This is a genomic window from Paraburkholderia sp. GW821-FHT02A12 (assembly GCF_059422005.1).
In genome coordinates this window covers 1,282,514-1,298,608 of sequence record NZ_JBWKWA010000002.1, presented here as the reverse complement: position 1 = coordinate 1,298,608, position 16,095 = coordinate 1,282,514, and the positions used below count along the sequence as shown (strand labels likewise).

Annotated in this window: 16 protein-coding genes; 3 read left to right on the top strand and 13 right to left on the bottom strand. The window is 61.6% G+C overall.

Annotated features, from left to right (window positions below; genetic code table 11):
* Nucleotides 1–374: 374 nt before the first annotated feature.
* The 5 genes from AC07WT_RS27220 to AC07WT_RS27200 form a co-directional block, all read right to left on the bottom strand.
* Entirely contained in the window at nucleotides 375–683 is a 309-nt protein-coding gene (locus AC07WT_RS27220) for a hypothetical protein (protein ID WP_494949329.1), read from the bottom strand.
* A 112-nt stretch (nucleotides 684–795) separates the two neighbouring features.
* Nucleotides 796–1,470, bottom strand: a complete 675-nt coding sequence (locus tag AC07WT_RS27215) for a M35 family metallo-endopeptidase (RefSeq protein WP_494949328.1) — start codon at nucleotides 1,468–1,470, stop codon at nucleotides 796–798.
* 4 nt (nucleotides 1,471–1,474) lie between these two features.
* Nucleotides 1,475–2,119: a PAAR domain-containing protein gene (locus tag AC07WT_RS27210; protein ID WP_494951052.1), complete on the bottom strand. Its 645-nt coding sequence runs from the start codon at nucleotides 2,117–2,119 to the stop codon at nucleotides 1,475–1,477.
* 441 nt (nucleotides 2,120–2,560) lie between these two features.
* The gene (locus tag AC07WT_RS27205; protein ID WP_494949327.1) at nucleotides 2,561–2,995 is read right to left on the bottom strand and encodes a VOC family protein; all 435 of its coding nucleotides are present in this window, start codon (nucleotides 2,993–2,995) and stop codon (nucleotides 2,561–2,563) included.
* A gap of 59 nt (nucleotides 2,996–3,054) precedes the next feature.
* Nucleotides 3,055–3,273 (bottom strand): hypothetical protein, encoded by a 219-nt coding sequence (locus tag AC07WT_RS27200; RefSeq protein ID WP_494949326.1) that lies wholly within the window; start codon nucleotides 3,271–3,273, stop codon nucleotides 3,055–3,057.
* On the opposite strand from AC07WT_RS27200, the gene AC07WT_RS27195 reads away from it, so the two are divergent.
* On the top strand, nucleotides 3,272–3,910 hold the full coding sequence (locus AC07WT_RS27195; protein ID WP_494949325.1) for a LysE family translocator: 639 nt from the start codon (nucleotides 3,272–3,274) through the stop codon (nucleotides 3,908–3,910). The two genes, AC07WT_RS27200 and AC07WT_RS27195, sit on opposite strands and share 2 nt — an antisense overlap.
* A gap of 40 nt (nucleotides 3,911–3,950) precedes the next feature.
* On the opposite strand, the gene AC07WT_RS27190 is transcribed toward AC07WT_RS27195, so the two are convergent.
* The gene (locus tag AC07WT_RS27190) at nucleotides 3,951–5,663 is read right to left on the bottom strand and encodes a SulP family inorganic anion transporter (RefSeq protein WP_494949324.1); all 1,713 of its coding nucleotides are present in this window, start codon (nucleotides 5,661–5,663) and stop codon (nucleotides 3,951–3,953) included.
* Nucleotides 5,664–6,155: 492 nt separating this feature from the next.
* On the opposite strand from AC07WT_RS27190, the gene AC07WT_RS27185 reads away from it, so the two are divergent.
* The gene (locus AC07WT_RS27185) at nucleotides 6,156–6,503 is read left to right on the top strand and encodes an antibiotic biosynthesis monooxygenase family protein (protein WP_494949323.1); all 348 of its coding nucleotides are present in this window, start codon (nucleotides 6,156–6,158) and stop codon (nucleotides 6,501–6,503) included.
* Between the two features lie 76 nt (nucleotides 6,504–6,579).
* Nucleotides 6,580–7,437 carry a PA4780 family RIO1-like protein kinase gene (locus tag AC07WT_RS27180; protein WP_492591474.1) on the top strand — a complete coding sequence of 286 codons (858 nt, stop codon included), beginning with the start codon at nucleotides 6,580–6,582 and terminating at the stop codon, nucleotides 7,435–7,437.
* Between the two features lie 83 nt (nucleotides 7,438–7,520).
* Here the strand turns inward: AC07WT_RS27180 and AC07WT_RS27175 are convergent, their stop codons facing one another.
* The 7 genes from AC07WT_RS27175 to AC07WT_RS27145 all read right to left on the bottom strand — a co-directional run bounded on the left by AC07WT_RS27175 (nucleotide 7,521) and on the right by AC07WT_RS27145 (nucleotide 16,053).
* Nucleotides 7,521–8,576 (bottom strand): LacI family DNA-binding transcriptional regulator, encoded by a 1,056-nt coding sequence (locus AC07WT_RS27175; protein WP_494949322.1) that lies wholly within the window; start codon nucleotides 8,574–8,576, stop codon nucleotides 7,521–7,523.
* A gap of 48 nt (nucleotides 8,577–8,624) precedes the next feature.
* Nucleotides 8,625–9,983: an ABC transporter ATP-binding protein gene (locus AC07WT_RS27170; protein ID WP_494949321.1), complete on the bottom strand. Its 1,359-nt coding sequence runs from the start codon at nucleotides 9,981–9,983 to the stop codon at nucleotides 8,625–8,627.
* A gap of 3 nt (nucleotides 9,984–9,986) precedes the next feature.
* Nucleotides 9,987–10,895 (bottom strand): carbohydrate ABC transporter permease, encoded by a 909-nt coding sequence (locus tag AC07WT_RS27165; RefSeq protein WP_494949320.1) that lies wholly within the window; start codon nucleotides 10,893–10,895, stop codon nucleotides 9,987–9,989.
* A complete protein-coding gene (locus tag AC07WT_RS27160) occupies nucleotides 10,895–11,824 on the bottom strand; it encodes a carbohydrate ABC transporter permease (RefSeq protein WP_494949319.1) in 930 nt (309 codons plus the stop codon). Before AC07WT_RS27160 ends, AC07WT_RS27165 begins: the two co-directional genes overlap by 1 nt.
* An 8-nt stretch (nucleotides 11,825–11,832) precedes the next feature.
* Nucleotides 11,833–13,071, bottom strand: coding sequence for an ABC transporter substrate-binding protein (locus AC07WT_RS27155; protein WP_494949318.1), 1,239 nt, complete (start codon nucleotides 13,069–13,071; stop codon nucleotides 11,833–11,835).
* Between the two features lie 142 nt (nucleotides 13,072–13,213).
* Entirely contained in the window at nucleotides 13,214–14,617 is a 1,404-nt protein-coding gene (locus AC07WT_RS27150; RefSeq protein ID WP_494949317.1) for a GH1 family beta-glucosidase, read from the bottom strand.
* Between the two features lie 221 nt (nucleotides 14,618–14,838).
* Complete coding sequence (locus AC07WT_RS27145) at nucleotides 14,839–16,053, bottom strand: DUF2252 domain-containing protein (RefSeq protein ID WP_494949316.1); 1,215 nt, start codon at nucleotides 16,051–16,053, stop codon at nucleotides 14,839–14,841.
* Nucleotides 16,054–16,095 lie beyond the last annotated feature (42 nt).

Below are 16,095 nucleotides of genomic sequence, written 5' to 3'. Positions count from 1 at the left end.
AATCAGTGCATATGCTAGATCGGTAGCACCAACGCCTGCATGGCGCGAAAATGGCGGAATCGTCAGGAAGGTTAATGAAAGAGTATGGGGCTGATCTCGCGGTACGCTGCTTAGCGATTGGCAAACGTTTGGCGGCGGGAGATCGGTGTTGTTTAAGTGCTGAAACAGAAGGCCGGCCAACCCTTCCGTTGACCGGCCCCAGACTGCTGAGCAACTCCACGTTTTCCGGGCGTCGGGTTTGTTTTTTAAGGGTGGCCGATACGGTGGGCCGACACACTCCGAGTCTTCCGGTCCTGAGTGTGGCGGCCACTTCGCCCCGTTACCGTAAAGAGGGCGAGATCTGTTGCGCGACACTCAGTCTGCGCGTGTCGGCGTTATCGACTATCGCAGCAACTGTCTGGACAACCCGGCGACAACTCAACTTCGACCCTACGCCCGTTCTGGTCAATATCATTAGGGGCGAGCGGCTTGTATATCCGACTGCTGATGTGGATCGGCGCTCGCACAAGACCGAACTGAACAAGTGCAAGTTTTACTTCTTCCGCCCGATTCGCCGCGAGCTTAACAGGCGAATTCTCCGATGCTTCCGCAAGTCCCCCAATGTAAAGCCCGTCGTGAATGGGAAATTCAAGTTTCATATCAGCCGCCCAGTTAGCCAGCTTCAGCAACTCAAGGCCGTTCATGGCACTTGAATTCTTCGTGAAAACCACGTCGATACTCTGACCGGGTAGATTTTGGGAGCCGGAACATGCGTGAGCCGAAACACAGAGCGTTGCGAACAGCAATCCGATAATTTTAGTCACCATAGATTACGTACCCCGCGACACTATCAGCATTCGAAATTGCCAAGTCAGGGTGCGCTTGTCCCCAATCTTTCAGTTGCGGAACGATTGTATATTTTTGATCGATTGTTGCCATCGTGTCCTGAAAGTGCGTGACCTCATGAATGAGTGTCGATATTTTTGAATCTGCGTACGCTGACCAGTCGCGCATAAGGCAGAATTTTTCGCTAATAGAGATTGTGTGTGTTGCAGTGTCGGGAGCGCAGACGTGCGCCGCCTCCTGGACCCGATTGGTCACGTTAGGCAGACAGCCTATCGCTCGATCACCGTCATCGCTGGACCTTATAAAGTTCTTCGGTCCTAGTCCACGTAGTATGCGGTTCACCGCGGCCAGGCCCGTGAGCAAATGCGTCCTAGTTGCTTCGTCACTTACCTTATCGCCGCCTAGCGCCTGGTATCGACCCAAGGTGGCATCGAACATGCGCCGGTTGTCCAGGCATCCGGCAGCCGCAGCGATCTCACCGGCACTCTTGCACCGGTCGCACCACGCCATATGGCCAAGAAACGTCATTCGTCTGTGGCGCCCGTCCTGACCTTCGATCGTGCAGTTAGCGAGCCCATCTATGACGCGGCTATTTTCTCCACTGTCGAGCGGATCATCTTCAACGACGCTATAGAAAATCGCCATTGGGTCAGGCTCCCGCATGTCGTGCTAAAGCGTCGTCAGATCCGTGAACCGGAACATCGAGCCGGACTGGAACAAGGCTCACAGCATGGTTTTCGCGATCGGGGCTGTCGGTAATCGCATCGCCGTTATCGAGCAGGCTGCCAACGACAGCAAGTGGCCGGAAACCTGACCTGTCGGGCAGGCCAATGCCCGTGACGATTTGTGCCCGCGTGCCATCTGCATATTCGATGAAATCGCCGACACAGGCCGCATTACGGTGAATCTCGCGGATAGGGTGGTCGCTCGTTGCTTCCCGCAGCACACCGCCGAGCCGGGTTGTCGCTCCTTTGACGGCAAAACGATATGTCGTCCCGGTGTATGGCGGCGGCACGTAGCTGGCATCGAAAAGCCCGTCGATTGTTTCGCCTGCACGCACGACGATGCCGTGGTCCTTCACCAGCGTCTCGATGATCCGGTCGCCATTGCTCAGGCTGCTGCCGACCACTGCAGCGGGCCGGTTGCCGATCACCAGCGCGAAACCCGCCCCGTCCATAATCACCGCCTCACTGCCGTCCGGGTATGTCACGACATCACCGACCCGTGCGACATTCAGACCGGCGATAGCGTAGCCACCGGTTGCGGTCGTAACCCGTCCGCCTCGAGTGGTCAGCGAACCGATTGTCGCGAACAGATAGGCTGTTTCGTTGATTGCGCTATTTTTTCATGCGCCAGCCTCCTTCAGGGTTGAACAAACTTCTGAAGGGAGATTGGTTTTGTCTGTTACTGACGTAAATCGGAGATATCTGAAAAGTGTGAGGGGCGCTGATATTCGAGGCATCGGCACCCCGCCGCGCCTGTCGGCTTCATCGCGCCTGCGCTGCGATCATTTTTTGAGTACACGCCATGAAAGTGACTGTGCGCAACGGAGGGGGAAATGAGGTGCGTGTTGTCGTGAGCACGAACGCCATCAGCGATTCTCAGATTGAGGCGGGCGCGACGGTCGAACCATGCCGAAGCCCCGGCAGCAATGCACAAGCCCGTTCCTGTTCTGAGGCCGGTCAACCCTTCAGTTGACTGGCCTTTTGATTTGAACCAACTGGTGCCGCCAGACTTACTTCGCGAACAACGACGACATATCGGCAAACGCCTTGAACTCCAGCGCGTTGCCCGACGGATCGAGAAAGAACATCGTCGCCTGTTCGCCGACTTCGCCCTTGAAGCGCACGTACGGCTCGATGATGAAGTCGATGCCTGCCTGCTGCAGCTTGTCCGCCGCGGCTTGCCATTGCTCCATCGACAGCACCGCGCCGAAGTGGCGCACCGGCACCGCGTGGCCGTCGACCTCGCTGGTCTGCCGATGCCCGGCCTCTTCCGGCGCGAGATGCGCGACGATCTGGTGGCCGTAGAAATTGAAATCCACCCACTCCGCCGAGCTGCGCCCTTCCGGACAGCCCAGCAGCTCGCCGTAAAACTCGCGCGCGGCGGCGAGGCTGTGAACAGGAAACGCCAGATGGAACGGCGGCAAAACGGTTTCGGCAACGCTCATGGTGGAAGAACTCACGGATAAGAAAGTGGAGACGCGCATCGGGGCGCGCAACGGCAAGTTTAACCACGAGTAAAAGTGTTGAATAACGATATATATTTGCCCTGACCAGCACCAGAATCGATCAATAGATCACGCTCGGCGAAGCCGATTGTCCTGCCGGGCAGGACCTCAACTGTATCTGTGACAATCGCGCGCCGCCCGGCAGAATCCCTGTTCGCGTGTCGTTTCGCGCTTCCGGCCGCGCCGCCTCGCGCGGTCTCCTCAAAGGTATTGCCCATGACCGCCAGCACCTTTCTGACCGCCGACGTCCTGATCGCCTATAGCGCCTACTTCGTCGGCACCGCGAGCCCGGGGCCGAGCAACCTCGCCATCATGTCGCTGGCGATGAGCGTCGGCAGAAAAGCCGCGCTCACCTTCGCGCTCGGCGTGGTGTCCGGTTCGTTCTTCTGGGCGTTGCTGGCGTCGCTGGGTTTGTCGGCGGTACTCGCGGCTTACTCGGAATGTCTGGTGGCAATCAAGATCGCCGGCGGACTCTATCTGCTGTGGCTCGGCTTTAAATCCGCGCGCTCCGCCTTGCGCGCCGAACCACTGCCCGCGGGCGCCGCACGGCAAGGCGAGCCGCTCAAACGGCTCTATCTGCGCGGTTTGCTGCTGCATCTCACCAATCCGAAAGCGATCCTGGTGTGGCTGTCGATCGTGTCGCTGGCGGTAACGCCTGCGGCCGGCACGTCGCATACCGCGCCGGTGGTGCTCGGCTGCATGTGCATCGGCGTGTGCGTGTTCAGCAGCTATGCCGTGCTGTTTTCAACCGCGTCCGCACGGCGCGTCTATGCCGCGATCCGCCGCTGGCTCGACGGTTCGCTTGCGGTCATTTTCGGCATTGCCGGCATCAAGCTGCTGACCTCGAGAATCTAGAGGCTGCCACGCCTACCGCCCTGCAATACCGTCCATGCCGCTATAGCGCGTCTTTCAGCTGATCGCCCGGCTGATGCACCCCGGCCATACGCAGCGCTTCGTGCAGCGTGCCGAAAATGCAGCTCACGCCGACGATCGGCGTGATGCCATGCCGGTCCATATCCGAACGCAAATAACGGTTCACGCGGGCAAAGATCACTTCAATGCCGCTCTGCTTCAGCGTCTGGCATAGCTCGCCCACCGAGCGCGCCGCCGAATAGTCGAGGTCCGTGATCGCGCTCGCGTCGATCACGAACCAGCGCACCGGGCTCGGCGCCTGTGCGATCAGATGGCGCGCATCTTCGACGAAAAAGTGGTCGTTCGCATAGAACAGATCGGCGCCGAAGCGATAGATGAGTAGTCCCGGCGCAGTCTGCTCGCCCGGCACGGCCGGCACCGGCACCCAGATGCCGTCGTCGCCGGGTACGAGGACCATGGTGTGCGGCCGGTAGCTGTGCCGCACATGCCTCAACAGCGAAAACGCAACCGCCACCAGAATGCCATGCTCGACGCCGATCAGCACCACCGCCGCGGCAGTGAACACGGCCAGCGTGAATTCGCCCGGACTCTCGCGGCGAATCGAAAACAGCGTCTTCAGATTGATCAGGCCAAGGGCGATCGTGAAGACGATGCTGGCCAGAATGCAGTGCGGCAAATACTGTAAGAACCGGCTGAAGAACAGCAGTACCGCGACCACCACCACCGCGAACACGAGTTGCGCGAACTGGCTGCGCGTGCCGACGCGGTCGGCCATGGCCGTTTGCGTAGGACTGCCGTTGACGACGAACGCGCCGGTGAACGCGGTCGCCGCATTGGCGGCGGCGAGGCCCAGCAGATCGGCGTTGGTATCGACAGGTTCGTGATACCGCTCGGCGAACACGCGGCTCGCCGCGGCGCTTTGCGCGACGATCATCACGAAGCACGAAGCGGCGACCGGCAGCAGATCGAGCGCCTGCTGCCATGTTATCGACGGCATGCGCAGCCGCGGCAGTCCGCCCTCCACCGGGCCGAGCACAGCGATACCGTGCGCCGCGAAACCATAAAGGTCGCTGGCGGCGATACCCGTCACCACGGCGATCAACGGCACCGGCACGCGTGGCAAGAACCGCTTGCACACCAGAGTGGACACGACCACCAGCAGGGAAATACCGAGCGTCGCCAGATTGGTCCGCGCCACGTCATGCGCCACCAGAGCAAGCTGATCGATGCTGCGCGCGGCATGCCCGGACAAACCGAGCATATCGCCCAGCATCGCAATGCCGACCTGCACGCCGACCCCGGCCAGAAAACCGACCAGCACGGTGCGCGACAGGAAGTCGGCGAGAAAACCGAGTTTGAAGATCCGCGCGATGAGCAGCAACGCGGCGGTGAACAAGGCGACCATCGCGGCGAGCGCCGCATACTCCGCACTCGCAGCCGGTGCCATGGTCGACAGCCGGCTCGCGAAAATCGTCGCCGTCGCCGAGTCGGCGGCGACCACGAGATGCCGCGATGCGCCGAAAAACGCAAACGCGATCAGTGGCAAAAAGACGGTGTAAAGGCCGGTCACCGCAGGCATGCCGGCAATGCGCGCATAGCCGAGCACTTGCGGAATATCCATCGACGCGAGCTCCACGCCGGCCAGCGCATCGCGCGCCGCCGCAGCTCGGTCCAGAGGAAAGACGCCTTTCAGTACGCCAAGGCGCGCTGCCATGTTTGCCAGAGAATCTCGCATGCGCGATGCAGCCCCCATTCAGGTTTATCGCGCATCGTGCCGCGAGTCGCTACACAAAAGCAAGACTCAGGAGATGAATCGGCTAAACAAGCCGGCAAAAACCGGGCGGACCCGCACTCCGCTCGTGAGTCGGCGGAATCGACGGAATCGCCTGAAGCTCGGATTTAACGCTTGAACTGTCCTGTCAACGGATCCACGCGCCGCGCAAAACCGAACAGCGCAGCGATGCAAATAGGACAGGCAATGATGAATACGGCCAACATCTCGCACACCCCCGTAACAAAATGTTACTGGCAGTTTAAGTGATAGCCGTCTGAAAAGAATGAGGGAAAACCGCAAAACAGCGTTGCAGTGGATGACGTGCACCTCATTGGCGCGGGGATTTTCGCTCGTGAAAATTCGGAGAAAAACGCTGGAAATAGCGGTGGAAACCGTATGCGCCGCCGTGCGCTATGATGCGCAAACCTTTGTAATCGTACAAAACAATCCGCCATGTACACCTCCACTTTCATCTTCGCAACGAAGCAATTCGACGAACGCTTCTATCGCCTCGACGACGCAATCGCCACTGCTGCGAAGGCCATTCCTGGCTATCTCGGCGAAGAAACGTGGGAAAACGCGGCGACCGGCCTGACGTCGAACGTGTACTACTGGGAATCGCTCGACGCGTTGCAGGCGTTAATGCAGCATCCGGCCCATCTGGAAGCGAAAGCCGCGCAGGCGAACTGGCTCGACGGCTATCAGGTGATCATCGCCGAAGTGTTGCGCACGTACGGCGACGCGGGCTTCGCGCATCCGGCTGCGGGGACTATTTCCGCCACCCCTTATAATCCGGCATGATCCAAACCCCGCACTGCCTCCCCTCGCCAACGGCCACGCATGGCCGCGTCGCCGCCCACCGCTTCCCGGCGGCTGCATGAAAACGCCGAAACGTCTGCTCCCGCTGGTCGAAGAAGGCCTGATCGATGAAGTCATTTCCCAGTTGATGAGCGGCAAGGAAGCCACCGTCTACGTGGTGCGCAGCGGCGACGCCACACGCTGCGCGAAGGTCTACAAGGACGCCAGCCAGCGCAGTTTCCGCCAGGCGGCGTCGTATCGCGAAGGCCGCAAGGTCAAGAACAGCCGCCAGCAGCGCGCGATGGAAAAAGGCAGCCGCTATGGCCGCGAAGTGCAGGAGCAGGCGTGGCAGAACGCCGAAGTCGATGCGCTGTTCCAGCTCGCCAACGCAGGCGTGCGCGTGCCGCAACCGTTCATTTGCACCGACGGCGTGCTGCTGATGGAATTGGTCACCGACGCCGACGGCAATGTCGCGCCGCGTCTGAACGACGTGGAGCTGACTGAAGCGCGCGCGCTCGAATTGCACGCGCTGCTGCTCAACCAGGTGGTGCGCATGCTGTGCGCCGGCGTGATTCACGGCGACCTGTCCGAATACAACATCCTGCTCGCCGCCGATGGGCCGGTGATCATCGACCTGCCGCAAGCCGTGGATGCCGCGGGCAATCTCGAAGCGCCTGCAATGCTGGAGCGCGACGTGAACAATCTCGCCGCGTATTTCGGCCGTTTTGCACCGGCCTTGCTCGAGGCGAGCTATGGCAAGGAAATCTGGGCGCTGTTCGAAGCGGGCGCGTTGCACGTCGATGCCGAGCTGACCGGCCGCGTCGAACTGGACACCACGCCGATCGATCTCGAAGCCGTGCTACAGGAACTCGAAGATACGCGGCTCGACGAAGAAGCGCGCCTACGCTACGAACAGTCGCTGCGCAGCGGCACTTGAGGGGCACTTGCGGGGCACTTGCGGGGCACTTGCGGGGCAACCAGGCGGCAAAAAAGCAGCACTTGGGCGCCGCCGCCTGGAAGCTACGCCGCGCTCCCGCACCCTGCCGTCTCGCTCGACGACCTCGCCGCAACCGGCGCCGGCCCCACCGACTCCCGCATCGTCACGCTCACCGGAAATTCGCGGAAAATTTCCCACGAGGTCCGGTAGCACTGATTGACCAGCCAGCGCACCGCGTTCTGCGTCAGCTCCGCGGTCGGGATATGCACCGACGTGAGCCCCGGCGCCGCATAGGCGGCCGAGTAATCGTCGTCGTAGCCGATCACCGAGATCTCGTCCGGTACGACAATGCCCGCCTGGTGGAAGCGCGCCAGCGCGCTCACCGCCATCGTATCGTTCGCGCAGAAGAGACCCGTGAAGCGCCGCTTCGTATCGAGCAGTTTTTGCGCGGCCGCATAGCCGCCTTCCGGCGAGAAATCCGACTCGATCAGCGTGACGTCGTCGCGCGCGATGCCGTCACGCGCCAGTTCGGCAAAGAAACCTTCGAGCCGGGTTTGATTGTCCGAGGCGCTGAACGGCCCGGAAATCACCGCAATCCGCCGATGTCCGTGGTCGAGCAGCGTACGCGCCGCCAGTTCGCCGCCGCGCCGGTGATCGGCGCAAAACGACGCCTCCGGCAACTGGTCGAACGCGCGATTCAGAAACACCATCTTCGGGTGCATCCGATGCAGCATGTTCAGGTCGTCGTCGTGCAGGTCGTGGCTGATCACCACCACGCCGTCGCAATCGCGGCCAATCAGAAAACGCACCGCCTCGATGGCCTGCTCGCGCGGCGACACTTCCCCGCAGCCGGTTGCGACCACCACGTGGCGGCGTACCGCGCGCAGTTCGGCGTCGGTCTGCTTGAGAATCGTGCCGTAGTACGAGCCGAAGAAAGTCGGCACGAAAATACCGATCATGCCGAGCGATTGCGTCGCCATCGCCCGGCCGATCGACGACGGCCGAAAATTCAGCGCTTCGATGGCGGCCTGCACGCGCGCGGCGGCATCGGCCGAAATGGGTCCTTTGCCGGAAATGGCGCGCGATGCGGTCGACATGCCGACGCCGGCCAGCGCCGCGACATCTTTGAGTGTTGCCACGCGGTTCTCCGTCAAACCATGTTGCTTTACCGGCGCGGCACGCCGTCGCTATAGACGCGCCCCGCCCGCCTCGTCGAACAACGAAATATGTGCGCAGTCGACCGAGAATGCCGATACGTCGCCTACCGCGATCGGCGCCTTCGTCTGATCAATCGACGCGATTTGCTCTCCATGATAGTCGAGCCAAATGACACGGTGGTTGCCCATCGGCTCAACCAGCGAAATCCTGGCGCGCTCGCCTGAGCCCGCTCCCACTTCGCCCACGCGTATGTCGCCCACGCGCATGTCGCCAACGCGCACGTCGCCCACGCGCATGTCGCCTACGCGCACGTCCTCCGCCCGCACGCCGAGCACGCAGCGCAGCCGATCCGCGGGCACGCTTTTGAACGGATACTGCGACACGTCGAGCCTCAAATGCGCTGTGCAAAAGTATAGCGAGCCGTCGTGCCGCTCCAGCGTGCCCTTGAGCACATTCATCGCGGGTGAGCCCAGAAAAGTCGCGACGAACAGATTGTCGGGCCGCGCGTAGACTTCGGCGGGCGTGCCGAACTGCTGGATCACGCCGCCGCGCATCACTGCCATGCGTGTGGCGAGCGTCATCGCTTCGACCTGATCGTGGGTCACGTAGATCATCGTCGCGCCCAGCCGCTGGTGCAGTTGCTTGAGTTCGCGGCGCAGTTCAGTACGTAACTTGGCGTCGAGATTCGATAACGGTTCATCGAACAGAAACACGTCGGCTTCGCGCACGATCGCGCGGCCGATCGCCACGCGTTGCCGCTGTCCGCCCGACAGTTGCGCCGGTTTGCGCCTGAGCAGCGGCCCGAGTTGCAGCATGTCGGACGCCCGCGCCACGCGCCGCTCGATTTCCACCTTGGGCGTACCGTTGACGCGCAACGCGAACGACAGATTGCGTTCGACGTTCATGGTCGGATACAACGCATACGACTGAAACACCAGCGCGATGCGGCGGTCTTTGGGATCGGCCCACGTCATGTCCTCGCCGGCGATTTCGATGCTGCCGCCGGTCACGTCGATCAAACCCGCAATGCTGTGCAGCAAGGTGGATTTGCCGCAACCGGACGGCCCGAGCAGCACGACGAACTCGCCGGCCCGCACGTCGAGATCAAGATCCTCGATCACCGTGTTCGCGCCCAGCTGGATCTTCAGATTGCGCACTGAAACGTTGGCGGCGTTGTTTGCATTTGCCGCGTTCGCCGCGTTCGCCGCGTTCGCCGCGTTCGCCGCATTCGCCGCATTCGCCGCATTCGCCGCATTCGCCGCATTTGCCGCATTTGCCGCATTCGCCGCATTTGCCGCATTCGCCGCATTCGCCGCATTCGCCGCATTCGCCGTGTCGGCAGTATCAGCCGCATCGGCCATGTTCGCCACGTTTGCCAGATTGGTCATGCCCTATCCCTTGACGGCGCCGGACGCAATGCCGCGCACAAACCAGCGGCCCGAAATGAAGTAGATCGCAAGCGGCACCAGCGAAGTCAGAATGGTCGCCGCCATGTTGACGTTATAGAGCCGCTCGCCGGTCGTGGTGTTGATGATGTTGTTCAATTGCACCGTCATCGGCAGATTTTTCGTGCCGGCGAACACGAGGCCGAGAATGAAGTCGTTCCAGATCCCCGTCACCTGCATGATGATCGCGACGACGATGACCGGCGTCGACATCGGCAGCATCAGTTGCACGAAAATGCGCCAGAAACCGCCGCCGTCGATGCGCGCCGCCTTGAACAGCTCCTGCGGAATCGACGCATAGTAGTTGCGAAACAGCAGCGTCATCACCGGCATGCCGAAGATCGTGTGAATCACCACGATGCCCGGCAGCGAACTGAACAGGTGCACGCTCGCGAGCACGCGCACCAGCGGATAGACCATCACCTGCACCGGGATGAAGGCGCCCATCAGCAGCACGCCAAATAGCACGCCGGCGCCGCGCGGTCGCCAGAACGACAGCGCATAGCCGTTCACCGCGCCGATCAGGATCGACAGCACCGTGCTCGGCGCGACAATCCGCACTGAATTCCAGAAACCCACCTGAATGCCGTTGCAATCGAGCCCCGTGCATGCGGACTGCCACGCGGCGCTCCATGCATCGAGCGTGAAATGCGCGGGGAACGCGAGCAGATTGCCGAGCCGGATCTCGCTCATCGGCTTCACCGACGTGACCAGCATCACATACAACGGCAGCAGGAAGAACAGCGCGGCCGTCAGCAGAAACGCGTAGACGCCGAGACGCGCCGGCGTAAATTTCGTGCGGCGGCGCATGCGGCCCGGCGTGCCGCGCTTCAACGGAGAACTGAGCGTATTCATCAAACGTCCTTGCGCAGCGCGGCGCGGCTGCGGGCATAGAAGAACGGCGTGAGAATCGCCAATACCGTCACCAGCAAAACGATCGACGCGGCGGACGCGAGGCCGATGTTGGCGCGGCCGAACAGATAGTCCATGATGAATTTCGCCGGCACCTCGCTCGCGGTGCCGGGTCCGCCTTGCGTCATCGCCACGACGGCGTCGTAGAGTTTGACGACCATCACGAACAGCAGCACGAAGGCGGTGGACATCGAAGGTCCCAGCATCGGCACGACAATGCTGGCATACACGCGCCAACGCGGAATGCCGTCGATGCGCGCGGCTTTCCACAGCTCGTCGTCGATGCCGCGCAAGCCCGCCAGCAGCAACGCCATCACGAGACCCGACGCCTGCCAGACCGTCGCGATGACGATGGTGTAAATCACCCAGTCCTGGTCGACGATCCAGTCGAAGCGCGCATGCACGAAGCCGAGCTTGTGCAACACGGCCTGCGCGCCGAGCTCCGGATTGAGAATCCACTGCCAGACGAGGCCGGTCGCGACGAACGACATGGCATAGGGATAGAGAAACACCGTGCGCAACGCGCCTTCGGCCACCACGCGCTGATCGATGAAAATCGCCAGCAGCAAACCGATCGCCATGCACGCGACGATAAAGCACGCGCCGTAGATCACGATGTTTTGCAGCGACAGCAGCCAGCGGTCGTTATGAAAAAGCCGCGCGTATTGCGTGAAGCCCGCGAAGTCGCCGGACGGAAATGTGCGTGAATTGCTGAGCGACACGCGCGCGGTCCAGACCATCGTGCCGAGATACGCGAACACGACGGTCAGAACCATCGGCAGCAACGCCAGCCATGCCGCCAGCGGTAATCGCCTTTGAAGCGGTTTTTGCCGCGGCCTGGTTCGGGCGGCTTGCAGCTCGAGCGCGTGCATGGCGGCGCTCAGCTCTTCAGCGCGCTGGCAAACGCCTTCTGCATATCGTCGACCGACTGGTTCTTGTTCCAGAAGTTCGTGATGACGTCGATCAACGCGCCCTGCGTGTCAGGCGACAAAAGCATTTCCGGATTCGGCAACTGACGCGACTTGTCCTTCATGATCGCAATGCCCTCCTTCGCGCAGATGTCGAGACTGGCGGCATCCACATCGGGGCGAATCGGAATCGAGCCTTTCTTCGCGCTGAACGCGACCTGCGCAGACGGCGAGGTCATCACCGTGGCAAGCAGGTTTTGCGCCTTGATCGCGGCGGCGTTGTCGGTCTTCGGGAACACGAACACGTCGCCCGCGACCAGATACGGCGAGTGCGGACCGAAACCCGGGAAGCAGCCGAAGTCCTTGCCGGCGCTCTGACTGGCTGTCGAAAATTCGCCCTTGGCCCAGTCGCCCATGATCTGCATGCCCGCCTTGCCGGAAATCACCAGCGCGGTGGCGTCGTTCCAGTTGCGGCCAGGCGAACCCGGATCGACGAAATCATGCAAGCGTTTGAACGACGCGAGCACCTTCCTGAACGCATCCGACTTGACCGCATTCATATCGCGATCGCGATATATCTTCAGATAAAGATCGGGGCCGCCGACGTCGGCGAACACCGCATCGAAAGTGATTTTTTCCTGCCACGGCTGGCCGCCGAACGCGAGCGGTATCACGCCTGCAGCTTTCAGTTTGACGAGGTCGGCGATGAATTCGTCGAAGTTCTTCGGTTCGGCGGCAATGCCGGCTTTCTGGAACACCGGCTTCGAGTAGAAGAACCATGCCGGCATGTGAATATCGACCGGCGCGGCATAGTAATGCCCCTTCACCTTGATGCTGTCGATGATCGATTGCGGAAACACGCCGCTCCAGTTTTCTTTCGCGGCAACATCGTCGACGTTGTTCAGCAGGCCCTGATCGATCAGGTCGTGAAACTGCTTCGACGTATTGAACTGCGCGGCCGTGGGCGGATCGCCGCCCACGATCCGGTTGATCGCCGTGGAACGCGCCTGATCGGCGCCGGCCACCGCGTTATCGACCCACTGGCCGCCGGCCTTGTTATACGCATCGGCGAACTGGCGGATCGCGGCCGATTCGCCGCCGGAGGTCCACCAATGAATCACGTTGGCCTTCAAGGGCTCCGCATGCGCAACGACGCCATACAACGCCAGTGCTGCAACGACACTCGCCACGGCCGTTTTTCTGCTGTTCATTCCGTCTCCTGTCGATCGGAGTTAGCGTGTCGATGCAAGATAGTTGCGCCAGGCTTGGCGCCCGTGTTTCAGGTCGACATACAAACAAACCAGCTCACACCACACCGCATTGAACCCTTGCCGAATTAAATTCTTTCCGTATTTAAATTCCTTCTCTACGCTCCCTCAAAAACTTCGCCACCAGCTCCGCGCTGCGTTTGACCGTGCGCTTTTGCGTGCTGTAGTCGACGTGCACCACGCCGAAACGCCGCTCATAGCCGAACGCCCATTCGAAGTTGTCCATCAGCGACCACAGGAAATAGCCGCGAATATCGACGCCCGCCTTGATCGCACCGTCGACGGCGGCCAGATGCCGCTTCAGGAACGAGATCCGCTGCGTATCGTCCACGCGCCCGTCGATCACCTTATCGTCCGACGCCATGCCGTTTTCGGTAATGTAAATCGGCGGCAAGTTCTCGTACGTGTCCTTGAAACCGATCAACAGATCGCGCAGACCGTCGGGATAAACCTCCCAGCCCATCTGCGTGCGCTCGACGCCTTCGAGCGGCACGTCCCTGAAACCCTGCGCGCCGTCGCCCGCGACATGGGTTCGGAAGTAATAGTTGATGCCGAGGAAATCCAGCGGCGACGCAATGATCCGCATGTCGCCGTCCAGCACCAGCGGCTCGGTGCCCGGCCACAGTTCGAACAGGTCCTGCGGATAAGTGCCCTTGAGCAACGGATCGAGAATCCACGCGTTGTGCTGGACTTCGAACAGATGCGCCGCGCGCCGATCCGCTGCGCTGTCCGAATCCGGCGTGCCGTAGCCGATATTCGCGACGATACCCTTTTGCGAAGCCGGATCGTTGGCACGCAGCACCGGCATCGCGAGACCGTGCGCGAGCAACAGATGATGCATCGCCTGGGTCGCGAAGCGATGGTTGGCGAGACCGGGCGCGTGATGCCCGTTGCCGTAGCCGAGATAGGCCGAGCACCACGGCTCATTGAGCGTGGCCCATGCGTCGACCGTGCCGGCCAGTTCGCGGCTCACCAGCTCGGCGTAATCGGCGAAACGGCAGGCGGTCTCGCGGTTGAGCCAGCCGCCGCGATCTTCCAGGCGCTGCGGCAAATCCCAGTGATACAGCGTCACGAAGGTCGTGATGCCCTTCTCTTTCAGGCGGTTCAACAGCCGCTTGTAAAAGTCGAGCCCTTTACGATTCGGCGCGCCGGCCGCGTCCATCACACGCGGCCAGGCAATCGACAGCCGATAGCCTTCGAGGCCGAGCCCCGCCAGCATCTCGACATCCGCCTCCCAACGATGATAGTGATCGCACGCGACGGCGCCGGTGTCGCCCGCCAGCACCTTGCCGGGAATCGCCGAGAAGGTATCCCAGATCGACGGCAGGCGGCCATCTTCATTGACCGCGCCTTCGATCTGGTAAGAAGCCGTGGCTGCACCAAACAGGAAGTTCCTGCGCCACAGCGAAGAGTCGGCAGGTGGCGTAAAGGGATCGGAGAGCGAGTGATGGGATACCGCGTCAGAAACAGCAGATGTGTCGTTTGCCACGGATTCTCCTGCGCTGAGGTCGTTGAACCGGGTATGGCAGAAGCCTGGGTGGAAGCGCTTCCACAAGACCTGCGAACGATATCAGCGGCGAATTCATCGCAGCAATCAGGGTTTGTCTGGATGAGTCGCTGGCATGCGCGGCGCACCATGCGCCGTGCATCGAGAGAAAGCATGGAACACCATGCGACTGGCGCCCGGCCGAGCGCCAAGTCTCACGAATCTCACGGCTTGGCCGGCAAATTGAACGCCCCGCCATCGTAGGCTTCGCAATACGCTTTCCAGTCGGCGCTCACCTGCGCCTCGCATTGCACCGCGATTTCGATCAACCGCAACTGCCAGTCCTTGCGGCCGCCGAACGCGATCAGCTCGTCGGCGATCGCAGACCCTTGCCGTCCGCCGCTGCGCAGATGCGCCCACGCGCTCAGCTCCGCCATGCTGTTGATCACCTCTTCGAGCCGCGGCAGCTTGCCGTCCCAGCCGCTCAACGCCACCCGGTCTTCCGAAGGCTGCAAACTGCGCAGCACATATGAGCGCTGATTAAATTCCACAGCGTGCAAGAACGCCTGCGAGACCGCCTGATTGCGGAGCTGAACCTCGACCACGCGTTGCGCCTCGGTCCGCCACTTCGGCTGATGCGTGCGCACATGGGGCAGCACCGACGAAGGCAGCGCCTCCTTCAGATCGATCAGATAGTTGCCGTCCGGCGAGCCTTTGCCTTCGACGAGCATCACGTACCGGTCGACGCCCAGACTGCCGGTGCCGGCGATCCGCCGCGCCACGTCGATGACGCGGTAAAAGTCCGGATTCGGTTCTCCCGCGGCGAAGGTGTTCATGAACGCCGTCACCGCGGCGCGCGCCTTGTCGCTGACCGGCAGCGCTTTCTTGCCATCCACTTTCAGCGTGCGGGTCTTGCCTTTGAGCGTGGTGCGCCGGTCCAGATGCGCGGCGCGCGAGCGGCTTGCCAGCGCATCGAACAATTCGCGGACCATGCCGGCCGCGGTTTCCGCTTCGATCCAGCGCGATTTGCCGAACACCAATGCCGCGCTGTATGCGTCGAGTGCGGTGTGGCAGAGTGCGAGCGCCTGCGCGCGGCTGAGCTTGAGATCGGCCGCGCCGACCAGCACGCTCGTCAGAAGGCGCAGCAGTTCGTACAGATTCGGCGCGAGGCAGGCCTCGTCGAAATCGTTGTTATCGAAGTAGATGAGGCGGTTGTCGCCCTTGTAGCTGCCGAAATTTTCCAGATGCATGTCGCCGCAGATCCAGACCGGCGGCGCGTCGTCGAGCATCTTGTCGCGCGGCAAACGCTGATAGAACAGATGACAGGTGCCGCGCAGAAACACGAACGGCGAACTGCGCATGAGCTTGTATTTCATCGCGAGCCGTTCGGGCTCGCGACCTGCGTTGAAACTGGCGATGGTCTGCGCGATATCGTGCATGCGAATTCCCCTTCAATGCGAGCTCAGTACCGGTTCAATCTG

Bases quoted from the DNA above. Each gene is read 5' to 3' on its own strand.
- AC07WT_RS27220 (WP_494949329.1), bottom strand. From the start codon at position 683: ATGAACGGCCTTGAGTTGCTGAAGCTGGCTAACTGGGCGGCTGATATG.
- AC07WT_RS27200 (WP_494949326.1), bottom strand. From the start codon at position 3,273: ATGGGCAATACCTTTGAGGAGACCGCGCGAGGCGGCGCGGCCGGAAGC.
- AC07WT_RS27205 (WP_494949327.1), bottom strand. From the start codon at position 2,995: ATGAGCGTTGCCGAAACCGTTTTGCCGCCGTTCCATCTGGCGTTTCCT.
- AC07WT_RS27160 (WP_494949319.1), bottom strand. From the start codon at position 11,824: ATGCACGCGCTCGAGCTGCAAGCCGCCCGAACCAGGCCGCGGCAAAAA.
- AC07WT_RS27180 (WP_492591474.1), top strand. From the start codon at position 6,580: ATGAAAACGCCGAAACGTCTGCTCCCGCTGGTCGAAGAAGGCCTGATC.
- AC07WT_RS27185 (WP_494949323.1), top strand. From the start codon at position 6,156: ATGTACACCTCCACTTTCATCTTCGCAACGAAGCAATTCGACGAACGC.
- AC07WT_RS27145 (WP_494949316.1), bottom strand. From the start codon at position 16,053: ATGCACGATATCGCGCAGACCATCGCCAGTTTCAACGCAGGTCGCGAG.
- AC07WT_RS27195 (WP_494949325.1), top strand. From the start codon at position 3,272: ATGACCGCCAGCACCTTTCTGACCGCCGACGTCCTGATCGCCTATAGC.
- AC07WT_RS27165 (WP_494949320.1), bottom strand. From the start codon at position 10,895: ATGAATACGCTCAGTTCTCCGTTGAAGCGCGGCACGCCGGGCCGCATG.
- AC07WT_RS27155 (WP_494949318.1), bottom strand. From the start codon at position 13,071: ATGAACAGCAGAAAAACGGCCGTGGCGAGTGTCGTTGCAGCACTGGCG.
- AC07WT_RS27190 (WP_494949324.1), bottom strand. From the start codon at position 5,663: ATGCGAGATTCTCTGGCAAACATGGCAGCGCGCCTTGGCGTACTGAAA.
- AC07WT_RS27215 (WP_494949328.1), bottom strand. From the start codon at position 1,470: ATGGCGATTTTCTATAGCGTCGTTGAAGATGATCCGCTCGACAGTGGA.
- AC07WT_RS27170 (WP_494949321.1), bottom strand. From the start codon at position 9,983: ATGACCAATCTGGCAAACGTGGCGAACATGGCCGATGCGGCTGATACT.